Source organism: Falsiroseomonas frigidaquae, assembly GCF_012163145.1.
GTDB classification, from domain to species: domain Bacteria; phylum Pseudomonadota; class Alphaproteobacteria; order Acetobacterales; family Acetobacteraceae; genus Falsiroseomonas; species Falsiroseomonas frigidaquae.
The window spans coordinates 199,984-214,940 of the sequence record NZ_JAAVTX010000007.1; the positions used below are offsets into that span (position 1 = coordinate 199,984).

The following is a 14,957-nucleotide window of genomic DNA, read 5'->3' on the forward strand; positions in this document are numbered from 1 at the left end:
CGTTCAGGCGGGGTGGAGAGAGGACAAACCCCGATGGCGCATTATCATAACGACCGGAACGAGGGCCGCAACGTGGCGCAGCTTCGCCACCCCTACATCTTCCCCACCATCGCCGGCACGGCCGCGGTGCTGGTGCTGATCATGGCGTTGCTGGAGAGCACACTGCGCTGACGCGCCGGCGCAGCAGATAGCGATGCCGGCCCTCCAGCACCTGCACGCCCTTCTGGTTGTGCACGGTACTGCGTAGTCCGACGACCCCGGTCGTACGGTTGGGCGAAAGCTCATCCACCTCAAGGCACGGATAGAGCGTATCCCCCAGCACAACCGGATGCAGGAAGCGACTGGATTGCTCGAGGAACGCCTTCAGCGACTCCTCGACCAGATGCGGAAAGATCCCCGCCCCCGCTGCGGTCTGGATCGCCACCTGGTAGCCATGCGCCAGCATGTCGGGCAGACCGCGGGCTTGGCAGTATTCGCGGTTGTAGTGGATCGGGTGGTTGTCGCCGCTGGCCGCCTGGAAAGCCAGGAAGATGGCGCTGGTCATGGTCCGGCTCGGCAGCGGGAAGCGCTCGCCCAGGCGGAAATCCTCGTACCAGCGCTGTTCGGCGATCATGCGGTGCTGGGCCGGATCGAAGCTCATTTTCCGCGCGCCTCCGCTGCCCGCACCACCTCACGCCGCCAGATGTACAGCCCGGCTCCGACCAGCACGCCGAAGCCCGCGAGTTCGAAGGCGTCCGGCCATTCGGACCAGATCAGGATGCCGGCGAACATGGTCCAGATCAGCCCGGAATATTCGAAGGGGGCGAGCAGCGTCGTCTCGCCCCGGCGATAGGCCGCGGTCATCAGCAGCTGCGCCACGGCGGAGACGCAGCCGATTCCCGCCAGGTGCAGCCATTCCCGCGGCGTCGGCGTGACCCAGACCGGGATGGTGGCAAGCCCGGCCAGCACGGCTGAGGACAGGGCGAACCAGAAGACGATGGACACGCCCGGCTCCCCGGCCTCGCCCATGCGGCGGATGCTCATCATCGCCATCGCCCAGCCGAGCGCGCCGAACAGCACCAGGCCGACGCTGAACACCGGCAGCGCCGCTTCCCCGAAGCCCGGGCGGACCATGATCAGCACGCCGGCAAAGCCCACCACCACCGCGGACCAGCGCCGCCAGCCCACCTTCTCCCCCAGCAGCAGCACGGACAGCGCCGTCAGGAACAGCGGCATGGTGAAGCCGAGTGCCGTGGCGGTGGCCAGCGGCAGATGAACGAAGCCGTGGAAGGCGCCGACCATGCCGCACATGCCCCACATGGTGCGCTCCGCATGGCGCCAGGGCAGCCGGGTGCGCAGCAGGTGGAAGCCGCCCGCCTGCACCACCATCACCAGCAGCAGCGGCAGGGCGAAGAAGTTGCGGAACAGGATGACCTGCGGCAGCGGGATGCCCGGCCCGAGCGACTTCACCAGCGCGGCCGAGACCACGAAGGACGCCGAGGCGGCGAGTACGAGAAGGATGGCACGGCGCCGGGCGCTGGCGACCGTGACGGGAATCGCAAGGCTCTGGGTGGGGGACATGGACGTTCCTGATGCCCAAGGCTAGGGTCGGCCGGGCATGAGCGCCAGCCCACCCCGCCCCGAACAAACCACGCAACGCCACCCCAAGGCCCCGCCCATCCCGCCCTGGCCAGGGCTGGAGGTGCTGGAGGATGAGGTTGTCTGGGGCCAGCGCTTCGCCCTGCAACGGGTTCGCTTCCGCTACGCCCGCTTCGACGGCTCGCCATCCGGCATCCTGACCTGGGAGCTGTGGCGCCGCGGCCAGGGCGTGGTGATGCTGCCCTACGACCCCGTCACCGACCGCGTCGCGCTGATCGAGCAGTTCCGCCTGCCCGCGCTCGCCGCCGGCCTGCCGCCGGTAATGACCGAATGCCCCGCCGGACTACTGGAGGCGGGCGAGGATCCGGTGCTTGCCGGCACGCGGGAACTGGCCGAGGAAACCGGGCTGCGCGCCGGCGCCGTGCAGCGCATCGGCGCCTTCCTGCTGATGCAGGGTGGCTGTGACGAGGTGGTGCATTTCCACTGCGCCTGCGTCGACCTGTCCGAGACGGGCGCAACGACGCATGGCCTGGACAATGAACACGAGGAAACCCGCGTGCTGGTGCTGCCGGCGGAAGACGCCTTCCGCATGGTGGCCGAGAACCGCATCCAGAATGCCCCGGGCGCGCTGGCGCTGCTCTGGCTGCAGGTGAACCGCGCGCGGCTGCGTGAGGAATGGAAGCGATGACCGAGACTTTGTTCACCGAGGACGCCTATCTGCGGGAGGCGACGGCGCGCGTGGTGGCGGCCGATGAGCGCGGCGTGGTGCTGGACCGCACCAACCTCTACGCCCGCAGCGGCGGCCAGCCGGGCGATTCCGGCACGTTGCGCTGGGATGGCGGGGAGGCCACGGTGGCCGAGGCCATCAAGGGCGAGGCCGTTACGGGTCAGTCCGGCGCCATCCTGCACACGCTGGCCCCCGGCAGCGCTATTCCCCCCGTTGGGGCAGAGGTGACGCTGGGCCTCGACTGGGCCCGCCGGCACCGGCACATGCGGATGCACACCACGCTGCACCTGCTGTGCAGCGTACTGCCCGGCATCTACGCCACCGGCAACCAGATCGGCGCGGAGAAGTCCCGCCTCGACTTCGACCTGCCCGACCCGCCTGCCAAGGAATGGTTCACGGAAAAGCTGGCGGAGCTGGTGGCCGCCGACCACCCGATCTCGACCACCTGGATCACCGAGGCGGAGCTGGACGCCAATCCGCAGATGGTCCGCACCCTGTCCGTGCAGCCGCCGCGCGGCGCCGGGCGCATCCGCCTGGTCCGCATCGGTGCCGAGGCCGCGCCGGTGGACCTGCAGCCCTGTGGCGGCACGCATGTCGCCAGCACCGGGGAGATCGGGCGGGTCGAGGTGCTGAAGCTGGAAAGCAAGGGCCGGCAAAACCGACGCATCCACATCGTATTGCCGGAGTGACCCAGGGAGTGACACAGATGGACCTGCTGGTTTCCACCGAATGGCTGGCGGCCGAGCTCGGCAAGCCGGACCTCGTGGTGCTGGATTGCACCACCTACCTGCCGACCGAGCAGGGCAACGCCGCGGACGGTTTTCGGAAGGCCCACATCAAGGGCGCCCGGCTGTTCAACATCGACCAGATCGCCGACCCCGACAGCACGCTGCCGCACATGATCCCGACGCCGGCGCGGTTCGAAAAACTGATCGGCGCGCTGGGCATCTCCAACACCACCCGCGTGGTGTTCTACGACCAGCACGGGCTGCGCGCCTCGCCGCGCGGCTGGTGGATGATGCGGCTGTTCGGGCATGAGAATGCGGCGGTGCTGGATGGCGGACTGCCGAAATGGCAGCGCGAGGGCCGGCCGGTGGAAACCGGCGACGCACCCCCTGCCCCGGCCGCGACCTTCGTGGCGGACCTGATCGCCCGCCGCCTGGCCGGCATCGGCGACATCAAGCGCATCGTCCGCCAGGGTGGTGGGGAGGCGCTGATCCTCGATGCGCGGTCGAAGGCGCGCTTCGACGGCACGGCCGCCGAACCCCGCCCGGGCCTGCCCTCCGGCCACATGCCCGGCGCGCAATCCCTGCCGGCGGCCGATCTGGTCGGCCCCGATGGCGTGATGAAGGACCCGGAGACGCTGAAGGCGATGTTCGCCGAGCGCGGCGCGGATGACACGCGCCCGATCGTCACCTCCTGCGGCACCGGCGTGACCGCCTGCGTCGTGGCGCTGGGCGCCATGCGGGCCGGGCTGCCGGAGCCCGCCGTCTATGACGGATCCTGGACCGAATGGGCGAGCCGCCCGGAAACCCCGAAGGACGCAAGCTGATGCCCGACGACGCCAACCCCGCCGGCCACCCGAAGCACGGCTTCGCCACCCGCATGTCGCATGCCGCGCGGCCGCCGATCCGCGCGCTGGGCTTCGTCAATCCGCCCGTCCATCGCGGCTCCACCGTCACCGCGCAATCCTGCGAGGCGCGGCGGGAGAATGCGAAGCACCGCTACAACCGGGTGATGACCTACGGCACCCAGGGCGGCCCGACCCACTACGCCCTGGAAGACGTGGTGACGGAGATCGAGGGTGGCACGCATTGCACCATCACCGGCACCGGCCTGGCCGCCGTCGCCGTGCCGCTGCTGGCCTGGCTGAAGGCCGGCGATCGCTGCCTGATGCCGGACAGCGTCTATGGCCCGGGGCGCAACCTGGCCGAGAACGTGCTGCCCGGATGGGGCATCGAGACGCAGTTCTACGACCCCTGCATCGATGCCGCGGGGCTGGAGGCGCTGTGGACGCCGAACACCAGGGTCCTCTACCTGGAAAGCCCCGGCAGCCACACCTTCGAGGTGCAGGACGTGCCGGCACTGACCGCGGTGGCGAAGCGCCATGGCGCCGTCAGCATGATCGACAACACCTGGGGCATCCACAGCTTCCAGCCCTTCGCCCATGGCTGCGACGTGTCCATCCAGGCGCTGACGAAATATGTCGGCGGGCATTCGGACATCCTGCTCGGCAGCATCACCGTGGCGTCCGAGGTGCATCACCACATCATCCGCAACACCGCCTCCGCCATGGGGCACTACGCCAGCCCGGATGATTGCTGGCTGGCGCTGCGCGGCGTGCGGACCATGCCGCTGCGGCTCAAGCACCAGACGGAGAGCTCGCTGGAAGTCGCCGCCTGGCTGGCGAAGCGGCCGGAGGTGATGCAGGTGCGCCACCCGGCGCTGCCCGGCGCGCCGGGGCACGAGATCTGGAAGCGCGACTTCGACGGCGGCTGTTCGCTGTTCGGCATCGTGTTCCAGCCGCGCTACACGGAAGCCGACATCTTCCGCTTCGTCGACGGGCTGAAGCTGTTCGGCATCGGCGCCAGCTGGGGCGGCTATGAATGCCTGGCGCTGCCGACCAACGGCATGCTGGTGCGACGCGTGACGCCGGAACTGCCGGGCCAGGCGGTGCGGCTTCATATCGGGCTGGAGGAGGTTCCGGACATCATCGCCGACCTCGAACAGGCGCTGGCGCTGCTGCCTCGGTAAGCGGCGAACCGGGCGCCCGTCAGGGCGCCCGGAAGTCCAGTATGGCAGTGATGTAGCCGTTGAAGCCATCGGTGCCGACCGGCGTGATGGCGTAGAGCTGCGTCTTGCCCAGCCGCCGGGCCGGCGCAACGACGCCGCCCGCGAGCAGGCGCTTCAGCACCAGCCGCACGGTCGGGCCGCTATAGCCCGTGGTCGCCGCGATCTGGTCCACCGAGAGCGCGGCCTGCGGCTGCGTCATCGCTTCCTCGAAGAACAGCATCGCCACGTCGAAGGCAATGCGGCTGTTGCGGACGCCAGCCTTGGCATCAACAGCACGCAGGTCCCGGAGCAACCGGAGCGCGGCAATCCGGGATTGGAGCACGACCACACCATCGTTCATGGGGCGCTTCTGACAGACCGGAAGGCGGATGCAACGTTCTAAAGTCTAGTAGATTGACCAGCGATGCATCCGAGCATGCGGGAAGCGACTCTCGCAATGACATATAGTTGATGTGGCTCGGCCAACCTTGATTTCGGCGTAACTACTCCAGGCCCGGAACGAGGGGCCAGGGCGCCCTCAAGCCGGGCCGGAACGCAGGGCGGGCCGGATCAGCCGGCGGCGGCGGCACCCGGCGCCGCATCATTGGCGCAGCGGGCGCAGATACCCTCCACCTCCACGGTCGTCCGGTGCGGCACGAAGCCCTGGCGGGCCGCGGCCGCGGCGACGGCGGCGGAGGTCGCAGGATCACAAATCTCGGCCGTGGCGCCGCATTTCCCGCAGATCAGGAACTGGTGCGGGTGGTCCTCCCCATGCGCGTGGCCATGGCCCGCCTCGTCGCAACCGATGAAGGCGTTCAGCCGTTCCACCTTGTGGATCAGCCCCTGGCCAAGCAGGAAATCCAGCGCCCGGTATACCGTAGGCGGTGCTGCCCCGCGCCGCGCGCCGCGCAGCCGGTCGAGCAGCGCGTATGCACCGATCGGCTGTTCCGCCTGCAGCACCAGCCGCAGCACCTGGCGGCGCAACTCGGTCAGCTGCGCGCCGCGGTGCAGGCAGGACGTCGCCGCCCGGTCCAGCGCTGCTTCCAGCGCCGGGTCGGGTGCCGCAACCGCATCCGCTCGCATGCTCTCCGCCATCTCGTTTCCCCAAGCCGCACTGCACCATATAATGCCGCAGCATGACCGACACACCCTCCCCCCTCACCTATGCCCCCCCCGCCCTCGCGGCCCGGGAGGATCTTCTGGCCGCGGTGCGCTTCGACGCGGCCGGCCTCGTCGCCTGCATCGCGCAGCAGCATGATACGGGGGAGGTGCTGATGATGGCCTGGATGAACCGGGAGGCGGTGGCGGAAACCCTCGCGACCGGCCGCGTCTGCTACTACAGCCGGTCCCGGAAGGGGCTCTGGCGCAAGGGCGAGACCTCCGGCCAGTTGCAGCACCTGGTTGAGCTGCGGCTGGATTGCGATGGCGACACGCTGCTGGCGCTGGTGGATCAGCTCGGCGTCGCCTGCCACACCGGCCGCCGCAACTGCTTCTACCGCGCCATCCGCGACGACGCGCTCACCACGATCGCGGACCCGTTGATGGACCCGGCCGCGCTGTACGGGGATGCGCATAAGGGGCACAGCCACGGATGAGCGGCCCGATCCCGGTCACCATCCTCACGGGCTTCCTCGGCGCCGGGAAGACCACGCTGCTGAACGCACTGCTGAAGCAGCCGGAGATGGCGAACACCGCCGTACTGATCAACGAATTCGGCGAGATCGGCCTGGACCACCTGCTGGTGGAACGCCTGGATGGCGACACGGTGCTGCTGAACGCCGGCTGCCTGTGCTGCACCATCCGCGGCGACCTGCTGACGGCGCTGGATGGCGTGTGGGACCGCATGCTGGTCGGCCAGGCGGTGGCGCGGGTGGTGGTGGAGACCACCGGCCTGGCCGACCCCGCCCCCATCCTGCATACGCTGATGGCCGACCCGCGCCTGGCGCGCCGCTTCGTGCTGGATGGCGTGGTGACCCTGGTGGATGCCGCGACCGGCATGGCCACGCTGGACACCCAGCCGGAGGCGCTGCGCCAGGCCGCCGTGGCCGACCGCATCGTGCTGACCAAGACGGATCTCGTGCCGCCCGCCCAGGTGGCGGCGCTGCAGGACCGGCTGGCGGCGCTGAACCCCGTCGCGCCGATCCTGGCTGCCATCGCCGGCGATGTGCCGGCGGCGCGGCTGCTGGATGCCGGTCCCTACGACACCTCCGCCAAGGCGCCGGCGGTCGCCACCTGGATCGGCGCCGCCGCCCCCCATGGGCATCATCATGGACATCATCACCACCACCACGACCGCAACCGGCACGATTCGAGCATCCAGGCGCTCTGCCTCGAATTCGACGAGCCGCTGCCCTGGTCGGGCCTCGCCGGGTGGTTGGAGATGCTGGCGATGACGCGCGGCGCCTCCGTGCTGCGCGTGAAGGGCCTGCTGGACCTGCAGGGTGAGGACCGGCCGGTGGTGATCCACGGCGTGCAGCACCTGTTCCACCCGCCGATCCGCCTCGCTGCCTGGCCAGAGGGGACGCCGCGCCGGTCGCGACTCGTCTTCATCCTGCGCCAACTGGAGCCCGACGTGGTGCGGAACGGCCTCGATGCCTTCCTGCGCGCGGCGCGGGACGAAGCGGCGCTGGGCGCGGGCTGAGCGAGACCTGCGAGGCGGCCCGCTCACGTTGACTCCACCCACGCCGCGCGCTTCCCTGGCGCCGCCGGGACGACCGCGCCGGCTTGTGGCCAGGGAGCCGTGTGACGCCATGCCGTTGACGATGCCGGAGGAAATCCTCCTCCTCATGCTCGATGATGAAAGCGGGCGGCTGCAGGAACGCGCGGCGCCATCCGGCGACTACGCGATTGCCGGTGCCGTGCTCGCCGAACTCGCGCTCGCTGGCCGGATCGACACCGATCCGACCCGCCTCTACGTGGTGAACCCGGCGCCGACCGGGGATCCGCTGATGGACCGCGCGCTGGCGCAGATCGTCGCGGCGCCGGAAGCCGGCGACAGCCGCTACTGGATCGAGACGCTGGCTGCCGATGCCGATGCCTATCGCGACGCGCTGTTCGAGCGGCTGGTGGACAAGGGCATCCTGAAGCGCGTCGAGGGCCGCTTCCTCTGGGTGTTCCCGGAACGCCGCTACCCGGTGATCTCGGACAAGGAGGAGCGGGAGGTGAAGGCCCGCATCATGGGCGTGCTGTTCCAGGACGACATCCCCGATCCGCGCGATTCCATGCTGATCGGCCTGTGCCGCGCCGGTGGCCTGTTCTCGCTCATCCTGTCGACGCAGGAGCTGGACCGGGTGCAGGGCCGCATCGACCAGGTGGCGGATCTTGAGGAGTTGAACCGCTCCCTCGCCGATGCCATCCGCGAAATCTACGCGCAGATCGCGCGCTATGCGCCGATGGTCTAAAGACACCCGGATCACAGGCGAGCTGAGGACAGGACAGGCTTCATGGACATCACGGAAAGCACCGACCAGGGCGTGAAGGTGGCGGCTCTCAAGGGCCGCCTCGACACCGCCACCGCCCCCGCGGCGGAGACCAAGCTGATCGGGCTGCTCGAGGGCGGTGCGAAGGTGGTGGCCGACCTGGCGGAGGTGCACTACGTCTCCTCGGCCGGGCTGCGCGTGCTGCTGAAGGCGGCCAAGCAGGCCAAGGCCATCGGCGGCAGCTTCGCCATCGCCTCCCCCCAGGCGCCGGTGCGGGAGGTGCTGGAGATCAGCGGCTTCGACAAGATCCTCGCCATCCACCCGACCCGCGACGCGGCCGTCAGCGCGCTCGCCTGATGCCGGCGCGCCCCGCAGGATGCGGGGCGCACGCCGCGCCTAGCCGCGGCGCAGCTTCACACAGAGAATTGCCGCCGTCAGCGGCACGGTGACCAGGTTCGCCACCACCAGCCCGGTCGAACCCTTCATCACCCCATAGCCGAGCCACAGCGTGTTGCCGACCACGAGCAGCACCAGCAGCGCCAGGCTGAAATCCCCCGCCGAGCGCGTGCGCCAGGTCTTCCACGCCTGCGGCACGAAGGCCGACGTGGTCAGCGCCCCCGCAATCAACCCGACCGCCTCCACCGCCGTATCCACGCGAAGCTCTTTCCTGCCGGGAGATGCGCCCCTATGCATCCCGCCATGGCGGAAATCCATCTCACCTTCGAGACTTTGTCAGGCCGCGCGCTGCATCCGCTGCTGCCGGACCTCGCGGCGCTGCGCATCGCGGTGTTCCGCGAGTGGCCCTATCTGTACGAGGGCGATGGCGGCTACGAGCAGGGCTACCTGCGCGCCTATGCCGAGGCGCCCGGCGCGGCCATCGTGGTGTGCCGGGACGGCGACCGCGTGGTGGGAGCCGCGACCTGCGAGCCGATGGTGCAGGGCCACGCGCCCGTCGCCGCCTGCTTCCGCGCCGCCGGGCTGGACCCGGAACGCTACTGCTATTTCGGCGAATCGGTGCTGCTGCCGGAATACCGCGGCCGCGGCGCCGGTGTGCGCTTCTTCGTGGAACGCGAGGCGCATGCGCGGCGCCTGTCGCTGCCCGAGGCTGCCTTCTGCGCGGTGGTGCGCGACCCCGCCGATCCGCGCCGCCCGGCCGGCCACACGCCGCTGGATGCCTTCTGGCGCAAGCGGGGCTACACGCCGCGGCCGGATCTGGTGGTGAGCTTCAACTGGAAGGAAATCGGCGAAGCGGCTGAAACGCCGCATGATCTGGCCTTCTGGACCAAGACGCTTTGACGCCCCCGCCGCCGCGCCCCCTGCGCCTCGGCCTGCTCGCCTGGCCGGTCGGCAATCCTGCCGGCGTCGCCGCCTTCGGCACGCGGCTGGAAGGCTGGCTGGACCAGGCAGGCGGCCGGGCGGACCTCTGCGTGCTGCCAGAATACGCCTGCGTCGAGCTCGGCGCCGCGCTGGCCGGCACCGATGCGCCGGATGAGGCGGCGGAACTGGTTGCAATGGTCGCGCATGCCGAGGCGATCCTGGCCTCCATGCGCCAGGCGGCGATGCGCGCCGGGGTCTGGCTGCTGCCGGGCACGCTGCCGATGCGGGCGGCGAATGGCCGCATCATCAACCGCGCCCCGCTGATCGCGCCCGATGGCCGCATGGCCTTCCAGGACAAGACGGCGATGACGCGCTTCGAGGCGGAACGCTGGGGCGTCTCGGCCGGCGCCGGGCCCGCGGTGTTCGATACGCCCTGGGGCCGCATCGGCATTTCGATCTGCTACGACGTCGAATTCCCGAAGCATGCGCGGTCCCAGGTGGAACAGGGCGCCTGGCTGGTGCTGGCGCCGTCCTGCACCGACAGCCTGCGCGGCTATGCGCGCGTGCGCATCGGCGCCGCCGCGCGGGCGCTGGAGAACCAGTGCTTCGTCGCGGTGACGCCGACGGTGGGGCAAGCGCCCTGGTCCGCGGCGCTCGATGACAATCACGGCCAGGCCGCCATCTTCGGCCCGCCGGATCGCGGCTTTCCGGAGGATGGCGTGGTCGCGGCCGGGGCCATGGACCAGCCCGGCTGGCTGTTCGCCACGCTGGACCCGACGCTGGTCGAGGAGGTCCGCGCCAACGGCGCCGTCCGCAACCACCGCGACTGGCCCCGCCGCCCGCTGCCCGCCCCGAAGCCAGCGAGTTTCGCATGACCCTGATCTACCTGGTCGCCGGCGAGGCCTCCGGCGACGTGCTCGGCGCCCGGCTGCTGGCGGCGCTGCGGGACCGCGACCCGGCGCTGGAATTCGCCGGCATCGGCGGCGACCGCCTGGCCGAGCAGGGCATGCCCAGCCTGTTCCCGATGCGCGAGCTGGCGCTGATGGGGCTGATCGAGGTGCTGCCCAATATCCTGCGCCTGTCCCGCCGCCTGGATCAGACGGTGGCGGATATCGCCGCGCGGCGGCCAGCCGTGGTGGTGACCATCGACAGCCCGGGCTTCACCCTGCGCCTGGCGCAGCGCATCCGGCCGCTTGGCATTCCCGTGGTGCATTACGTGGCGCCGCAGATCTGGGCCTGGCGGCCGGGCCGCGTCGCCAAGATCAAGGCGGCGGTGGACCACATATTGTGCCTGCTGCCGTTCGAGCCGGTGATCTTCGAGGCTGCCGGGATGCAGGCCAGCTTCGTCGGCCACCCGGTGCTGGAATCCGGCGTCGATGCCGGCGATGGCGCCCGGTTCCGCGCCACGCATGGCCTGGCGCCGGAGCAGCCCTTGCTGGTGGTGATGCCGGGCAGCCGCCGGATGGAGGTGAAGCGCCTGCTGCCGGTCTTCGGCGAGGCGCTGCGCCTGCTGGCGCCGCGGGTGCCGAACCTCGCCGTGGCGCTGCCGGTCTCGGCGGTGGTGGCGGATGCGGTGCGCACCGGCACCCAGGGCTGGCCGGGCCGCATCATCCTGGTGACCGACCTGGCGGAGAAGCATGATGCCTTCGCCGCGGCGCGGGCCCACGGCGCCGGGCTGATCAAGTCGGGCACATCCTCCCTGGAGATGGCGGTGGCCGGCGTGCCGCATCTGGTGGCCTACAAGGTGAACCCGGTCACCGCCGCCATCGTCCGCCGCCTGGTCCGCGTGCCCTTCGCCAGCCTGGTGAACCTGCTGGCCGACCGCGCCGTGGTGCCGGAATACCTGCAGCAGGATGCGACGCCGGAGGCGCTGGCGGAGGGCCTGGCCGGGCTGCTGCTGGACCCTGCCCCGGCCGCCGCGCAACGCGAGGGATTTGCCGAGATGCTGTCGAAACTGCGCCCGCCGGAGGGTCTGCCGAGTGCCGCCGCGGCCGCCGTGGTGCTGCGGACCCTGCGGCCATGATCGCGGTTCGCCCGCCGGCGCCCGGCGATGCGGCGCAGATGCGGCGTCTGCTGGACCAGCTCGGCTACCAGGTGACGGAGGCCGATCTCCAGGCACGGCTCGCCGCCGCGACGCCGGAGGATCTGGTGCTGGTCGCCGCGGATGGCGAAAGCCTGCTCGGCGTCATTGCCCTGCACCGCGCCACCATCCTGCATATCGGCCCGGTGGCGCGCATCATGACCCTGGTGGTGGATGCCACCGCACGCAGCGGCGGGGTTGGCCGCAAGCTGGTGGAGGCCGGGGCGGATTGGGCGCGCGCGGCCGGCTGCACGGCGCTGGAGCTCACCTCCGGCAAGCAGCGGCTGCGCGCCCATGCCTTCTATGAGGGCATCGGCTTCACCGCCTCCGGCCTGCGGCTGCACCGGGCTCTTTGAGGCGGAGCCCGGTCAGCCGATCGCGGCCTCCACCGCCAGCGCCACGCGCAGCGCCGCGATGCCTTCCGCGGCGGCGACTTCCGGCGGGCCATCCCCGGCGCAGGCACGGGCGAAGCCGGCCTGCTCGGCTTCCAGGCTGTCATGGTCGGTCCAGCCGGCGCGGTCGGTGCCGTAGCCGGGCATGGTGGGCACCGGCTCCGCGCCGCCCCGCCGCAGCATCGCCAGGCTGCGGTTGAGGAAGTCCACGCTCATCTCCCCCTCATTCCCCAGCACCCGCAGCCGCCGCTCCATGGCGAGGGAGACGCGGGAGGCGGTGATGGTGGCCGCCCTGCCGCCGGAAAAGCCCAGCCGGGCGACGGCGAAATCGGCATGCTCCGACATCACCCGCGCGCCCACCGCCTCCACCGTTTCGGGCGGGCCGCCGGCCAGCTTCAGCACCAGGTCGATGTCGTGGATCATCAGGTCCAGCACCACCGAGACATCCAGCGAGCGCGGCCGGAACGGCGCCACGCGCACTGCCTCCCAATGCACCGCGCGCGCGCCCTCCTGCGCCGCCACCACGGCGCGGAAGGCGGCGGAGAATCGCTCGATATGGCCCACCTGCAGCACCAGCCCGCGGGATGCCGCCAGATCGGCCAGCGCCTCCGCCTCCGCCAGCGTCGCGGCGATCGGCTTTTCCATGAACAGATGCCGCCCCGCCTCCAGCACCTGGCGGCCGAGCGCAGCGTGGAACCGGGTGGGGGCGGCGACGATCACCGCCTGGGCCGCCGCGATCGCCTCCGCCGCCGGCAGGGCGGGCACGCCGCATTCGGCGGCGATCTTGGCGGCGCGGGCCGGGTCGGCATCATGCAGCGCCACCAGCCGCAGGGGATTCCCTTCGGCCGGCCGGCTGGCCTTCAGCGCGTGGAAACGCCCGAAATGCCCGGCACCGAGTACCGCGACCCGCAGCGTCATCGTGAAAAACCCTCTCTTCAAGCCACCGGGTGATACTGCTTCGCGCGCGGGCTTGCATCAGGGGGGGGCGCGCCGCATCTTCCGGCCCGGTGGCATCGCCCCCCGCATGGGGTATTAGGCCGCTTCTTCACCATTCGGGGTCTGGCTGCTTCCATGATGTATTTCGCCCGCTGGAAGGTGTTCGCCATCATAGGCGTCTGCCTCCTCGGCATCCTGGTGTCCCTCCCCAACCTGATGCCGCGCAGCATGCTGCCGGATTGGGCGCGCCAGATCAGCCTTGGCCTGGACCTCCGCGGCGGCAGCTACCTGCTGCTCGAGGTCGATACCTCCGCCATGGTGCGGGAGAGGCTGGAGGCGCTGGTCGATACCGCCCGCCGCGGCGCCGCCGCCGCCAATCCGCGCATCCTCTACACCGGCCTGAACGCCACGCCGGCCGAGCGCCGCGTCTCGGTCCGCGTCTCCGACCCGGCGCGGGCCGAGGACATGGCCCGCATCCTGCGGGAAGCCGCCATCGTGGTGCCGGCCGGGGCTGGCTCCCAGCAGCCGGACATCGAGGTCACCACCGCGCCGGATGGCCTCGTCAGCGCCACGCTGACCGAGGTCGCGCTGCGCGCCAAGGCCGGCAATGCGGTGGAACAGTCGCTGGAGATCGTCCGCCGCCGCGTCGATGAGACCGGCGTGGCGGAGGCGCTGATCGCACGCCAGGGCACCAACCGCATCCTGGTGCAGCTGCCCGGCGTGGAAGACCCCGCCCGCATCAAGGACCTGCTGGGCCGCACCGCCCGCATGACCTTCCATCTGTTGGACGAGGCAGCGAACCTGCAGGCGCCCACGCCGCCACCGGGGACCATGTTCCTGCCCGGCGACCGCTTCCAGGACCGCTACGCGGTGCGCCGCCGGGTCGAGGTGGATGGCGCCAACCTGACCGACGCCCGCGCCGGCCAGGACCAGAACGGCCAATGGGTAGTGAACTTCACCTTCGATTCCATCGGCACGCGTCGCTTCGCCGATGTCACGCGGCAGAATGTCGGCCGCCCCTTCGCCATCGTGCTGGATGAACGGGTGATCACCGCGCCCAACATCCGGGAGCCGATCACCGGCGGCCGGGGTCAGATCTCCGGCAGCTTCGACGTGCGCGGCGCCAACGACCTGTCGGTGCTGCTGCGCGCCGGCGCCCTGCCCGCCCCGCTGACGGTGGTGGAGGAACGCACGGTCGGGCCGGAGCTGGGTGCGGATGCGATTCGCGCCGGCATCATCTCCCTCGCCGTCGGCGCCAGCTTCGTGTTCCTCTACATGGGCTTCGCCTATGGCTTCTTCGGCTGGCTGGCGAATATCGCGCTGCTGGCCAATCTGGTGATCATGATCGGCGTGCTGTCGGTGATGGGCGCCACGCTCACCCTGCCCGGCATCGCCGGCATCGTGCTGACGCTGGGCACCGCACTCGACGCCAACATCCTGATCAACGAACGGATACGGGAGGAGGTACGGAACGGGCGAACGCCGATCTCGTCGCTGGAGCTCGGCTTCACCAAGGCGTCCGGCACCATCATGGACAGCAACCTGACCAACCTGATCGCCATGGCCTGCCTCTATGGCTTCGGCAGCGGGCCGATCAAGGGCTTCGCCGTGACCGTGGCGGTGGGCACCGTGGTGCAGATGTGGACGGCGACGGTGGTGGTGCGGCTGATGGTGGCGACCTGGTATCGCCGCCGCCGCCCGCAGACGCTTCCCGTTTGATGCCGGCGGTCCAAGGA

20 protein-coding genes are annotated in these 14,957 nt (G+C 70.6%); 14 read left to right on the top strand and 6 right to left on the bottom strand.

The window, feature by feature from the left end:
* Nucleotides 1–33 precede the first annotated feature (33 nt).
* A complete protein-coding gene (locus HB662_RS23605) occupies nt 34–171 on the top strand; it encodes a hypothetical protein (protein WP_168053511.1) in 138 nt (45 codons plus the stop codon).
* Here the strand turns inward: HB662_RS23605 and HB662_RS23610 are convergent.
* Together HB662_RS23610 and HB662_RS23615 are read right to left on the bottom strand one after the other, a co-directional pair.
* Nucleotides 140–640 carry a MaoC family dehydratase gene (locus HB662_RS23610; RefSeq protein ID WP_168053513.1) on the bottom strand — a complete coding sequence of 167 codons (501 nt, stop codon included), beginning with the start codon at nt 638–640 and terminating at the stop codon, nt 140–142. The genes HB662_RS23605 and HB662_RS23610 overlap by 32 nt on opposite strands.
* The gene (locus HB662_RS23615) at nt 637–1,560 is read right to left on the bottom strand and encodes a DMT family transporter (protein WP_168053515.1); all 924 of its coding nucleotides are present in this window, start codon (nt 1,558–1,560) and stop codon (nt 637–639) included. The genes HB662_RS23610 and HB662_RS23615 overlap by 4 nt, the downstream gene beginning before the upstream one ends.
* Before the next feature lie 37 nt (nt 1,561–1,597).
* Between HB662_RS23615 and HB662_RS23620 the strand changes: the two genes are divergently transcribed.
* From HB662_RS23620 to metC, 4 genes are read left to right on the top strand one after another with little or no spacing between them, the layout of a single operon-like run.
* Nucleotides 1,598–2,266 (top strand): NUDIX domain-containing protein, encoded by a 669-nt coding sequence (locus HB662_RS23620; RefSeq protein WP_168053516.1) that lies wholly within the window; start codon nt 1,598–1,600, stop codon nt 2,264–2,266.
* Complete coding sequence (locus tag HB662_RS23625; RefSeq protein WP_168053517.1) at nt 2,263–2,994, top strand: alanyl-tRNA editing protein; 732 nt, start codon at nt 2,263–2,265, stop codon at nt 2,992–2,994. Before HB662_RS23620 ends, HB662_RS23625 begins: the two co-directional genes overlap by 4 nt.
* A gap of 17 nt (nt 2,995–3,011) precedes the next feature.
* Nucleotides 3,012–3,857, top strand: coding sequence for a sulfurtransferase (locus HB662_RS23630; protein ID WP_168053518.1), 846 nt, complete (start codon nt 3,012–3,014; stop codon nt 3,855–3,857).
* Nucleotides 3,857–5,059, top strand: coding sequence for a cystathionine beta-lyase (gene metC / locus HB662_RS23635; RefSeq protein ID WP_168053519.1), 1,203 nt, complete (start codon nt 3,857–3,859; stop codon nt 5,057–5,059). Before HB662_RS23630 ends, metC begins: the two co-directional genes overlap by 1 nt.
* A gap of 19 nt (nt 5,060–5,078) precedes the next feature.
* Here metC and HB662_RS23640 read toward each other — a convergent pair whose 3' ends face one another.
* Both HB662_RS23640 and HB662_RS23645 read right to left on the bottom strand, forming a co-directional pair.
* On the bottom strand, nt 5,079–5,438 hold the full coding sequence (locus tag HB662_RS23640) for a helix-turn-helix domain-containing protein (RefSeq protein WP_168053520.1): 360 nt from the start codon (nt 5,436–5,438) through the stop codon (nt 5,079–5,081).
* Nucleotides 5,439–5,647: 209 nt separating this feature from the next.
* Nucleotides 5,648–6,172 carry a Fur family transcriptional regulator gene (locus HB662_RS23645; protein WP_168053521.1) on the bottom strand — a complete coding sequence of 175 codons (525 nt, stop codon included), beginning with the start codon at nt 6,170–6,172 and terminating at the stop codon, nt 5,648–5,650.
* Nucleotides 6,173–6,213: 41 nt separating this feature from the next.
* On the opposite strand from HB662_RS23645, the gene hisI reads away from it, so the two are divergent.
* The 4 genes from hisI to HB662_RS23665 all read left to right on the top strand — a co-directional run bounded on the left by hisI (nt 6,214) and on the right by HB662_RS23665 (nt 8,853).
* Complete coding sequence (gene hisI, locus HB662_RS23650) at nt 6,214–6,672, top strand: phosphoribosyl-AMP cyclohydrolase (protein ID WP_168053522.1); 459 nt, start codon at nt 6,214–6,216, stop codon at nt 6,670–6,672.
* Entirely contained in the window at nt 6,669–7,718 is a 1,050-nt protein-coding gene (locus HB662_RS23655) for a CobW family GTP-binding protein (RefSeq protein ID WP_168053523.1), read from the top strand. Before hisI ends, HB662_RS23655 begins: the two co-directional genes overlap by 4 nt.
* A gap of 121 nt (nt 7,719–7,839) precedes the next feature.
* On the top strand, nt 7,840–8,478 hold the full coding sequence (locus HB662_RS23660) for a GOLPH3/VPS74 family protein (protein WP_280865499.1): 639 nt from the start codon (nt 7,840–7,842) through the stop codon (nt 8,476–8,478).
* 42 nt (nt 8,479–8,520) lie between these two features.
* Nucleotides 8,521–8,853 (top strand): STAS domain-containing protein, encoded by a 333-nt coding sequence (locus HB662_RS23665; RefSeq protein ID WP_168053525.1) that lies wholly within the window; start codon nt 8,521–8,523, stop codon nt 8,851–8,853.
* A gap of 39 nt (nt 8,854–8,892) precedes the next feature.
* On the opposite strand, the gene HB662_RS23670 is transcribed toward HB662_RS23665, so the two are convergent.
* Nucleotides 8,893–9,150 (bottom strand): SemiSWEET family sugar transporter, encoded by a 258-nt coding sequence (locus tag HB662_RS23670; RefSeq protein WP_342449576.1) that lies wholly within the window; start codon nt 9,148–9,150, stop codon nt 8,893–8,895.
* Nucleotides 9,151–9,195: 45 nt separating this feature from the next.
* On the opposite strand from HB662_RS23670, the gene HB662_RS23675 reads away from it, so the two are divergent.
* The 4 genes from HB662_RS23675 to HB662_RS23690 are packed head-to-tail and all read left to right on the top strand — an operon-like array spanning nt 9,196 to nt 12,249.
* Entirely contained in the window at nt 9,196–9,792 is a 597-nt protein-coding gene (locus HB662_RS23675; protein ID WP_168053526.1) for a GNAT family N-acetyltransferase, read from the top strand.
* Nucleotides 9,789–10,688, top strand: coding sequence for a carbon-nitrogen hydrolase family protein (locus HB662_RS23680; RefSeq protein ID WP_168053527.1), 900 nt, complete (start codon nt 9,789–9,791; stop codon nt 10,686–10,688). Before HB662_RS23675 ends, HB662_RS23680 begins: the two co-directional genes overlap by 4 nt.
* Nucleotides 10,685–11,836 carry a lipid-A-disaccharide synthase gene (lpxB, locus tag HB662_RS23685; RefSeq protein WP_168053528.1) on the top strand — a complete coding sequence of 384 codons (1,152 nt, stop codon included), beginning with the start codon at nt 10,685–10,687 and terminating at the stop codon, nt 11,834–11,836. The genes HB662_RS23680 and lpxB overlap by 4 nt, the downstream gene beginning before the upstream one ends.
* Nucleotides 11,833–12,249, top strand: a complete 417-nt coding sequence (locus tag HB662_RS23690; RefSeq protein ID WP_168053529.1) for a GNAT family N-acetyltransferase — start codon at nt 11,833–11,835, stop codon at nt 12,247–12,249. Before lpxB ends, HB662_RS23690 begins: the two co-directional genes overlap by 4 nt.
* A 12-nt stretch (nt 12,250–12,261) precedes the next feature.
* On the opposite strand, the gene HB662_RS23695 is transcribed toward HB662_RS23690, so the two are convergent.
* Nucleotides 12,262–13,203: a Gfo/Idh/MocA family protein gene (locus HB662_RS23695; protein ID WP_168053530.1), complete on the bottom strand. Its 942-nt coding sequence runs from the start codon at nt 13,201–13,203 to the stop codon at nt 12,262–12,264.
* A gap of 153 nt (nt 13,204–13,356) precedes the next feature.
* On the opposite strand from HB662_RS23695, the gene secD reads away from it, so the two are divergent.
* A complete protein-coding gene (gene secD, locus HB662_RS23700; RefSeq protein ID WP_168053532.1) occupies nt 13,357–14,940 on the top strand; it encodes a protein translocase subunit SecD in 1,584 nt (527 codons plus the stop codon).
* Nucleotides 14,941–14,957: the final 17 nt, after the last annotated feature.

What these genes read in the sequence shown, in the direction of transcription:
- HB662_RS23605 (WP_168053511.1), top strand. Translation starts at nt 34, where the DNA reads ATGGCGCATTATCATAACGACCGGAACGAGGGCCGCAACGTGGCGCAG.
- HB662_RS23610 (WP_168053513.1), bottom strand. Translation starts at nt 640, where the DNA reads ATGAGCTTCGATCCGGCCCAGCACCGCATGATCGCCGAACAGCGCTGG.
- HB662_RS23615 (WP_168053515.1), bottom strand. Translation starts at nt 1,560, where the DNA reads ATGTCCCCCACCCAGAGCCTTGCGATTCCCGTCACGGTCGCCAGCGCC.
- HB662_RS23620 (WP_168053516.1), top strand. Translation starts at nt 1,598, where the DNA reads ATGAGCGCCAGCCCACCCCGCCCCGAACAAACCACGCAACGCCACCCC.
- HB662_RS23625 (WP_168053517.1), top strand. Translation starts at nt 2,263, where the DNA reads ATGACCGAGACTTTGTTCACCGAGGACGCCTATCTGCGGGAGGCGACG.
- HB662_RS23630 (WP_168053518.1), top strand. Translation starts at nt 3,012, where the DNA reads ATGGACCTGCTGGTTTCCACCGAATGGCTGGCGGCCGAGCTCGGCAAG.
- metC (WP_168053519.1), top strand. Translation starts at nt 3,857, where the DNA reads ATGCCCGACGACGCCAACCCCGCCGGCCACCCGAAGCACGGCTTCGCC.
- HB662_RS23640 (WP_168053520.1), bottom strand. Translation starts at nt 5,438, where the DNA reads ATGAACGATGGTGTGGTCGTGCTCCAATCCCGGATTGCCGCGCTCCGG.
- HB662_RS23645 (WP_168053521.1), bottom strand. Translation starts at nt 6,172, where the DNA reads ATGGCGGAGAGCATGCGAGCGGATGCGGTTGCGGCACCCGACCCGGCG.
- hisI (WP_168053522.1), top strand. Translation starts at nt 6,214, where the DNA reads ATGACCGACACACCCTCCCCCCTCACCTATGCCCCCCCCGCCCTCGCG.
- HB662_RS23655 (WP_168053523.1), top strand. Translation starts at nt 6,669, where the DNA reads ATGAGCGGCCCGATCCCGGTCACCATCCTCACGGGCTTCCTCGGCGCC.
- HB662_RS23660 (WP_280865499.1), top strand. Translation starts at nt 7,840, where the DNA reads ATGCCGGAGGAAATCCTCCTCCTCATGCTCGATGATGAAAGCGGGCGG.
- HB662_RS23665 (WP_168053525.1), top strand. Translation starts at nt 8,521, where the DNA reads ATGGACATCACGGAAAGCACCGACCAGGGCGTGAAGGTGGCGGCTCTC.
- HB662_RS23675 (WP_168053526.1), top strand. Translation starts at nt 9,196, where the DNA reads ATGGCGGAAATCCATCTCACCTTCGAGACTTTGTCAGGCCGCGCGCTG.
- lpxB (WP_168053528.1), top strand. Translation starts at nt 10,685, where the DNA reads ATGACCCTGATCTACCTGGTCGCCGGCGAGGCCTCCGGCGACGTGCTC.
- HB662_RS23690 (WP_168053529.1), top strand. Translation starts at nt 11,833, where the DNA reads ATGATCGCGGTTCGCCCGCCGGCGCCCGGCGATGCGGCGCAGATGCGG.
- HB662_RS23695 (WP_168053530.1), bottom strand. Translation starts at nt 13,203, where the DNA reads ATGACGCTGCGGGTCGCGGTACTCGGTGCCGGGCATTTCGGGCGTTTC.
- secD (WP_168053532.1), top strand. Translation starts at nt 13,357, where the DNA reads ATGATGTATTTCGCCCGCTGGAAGGTGTTCGCCATCATAGGCGTCTGC.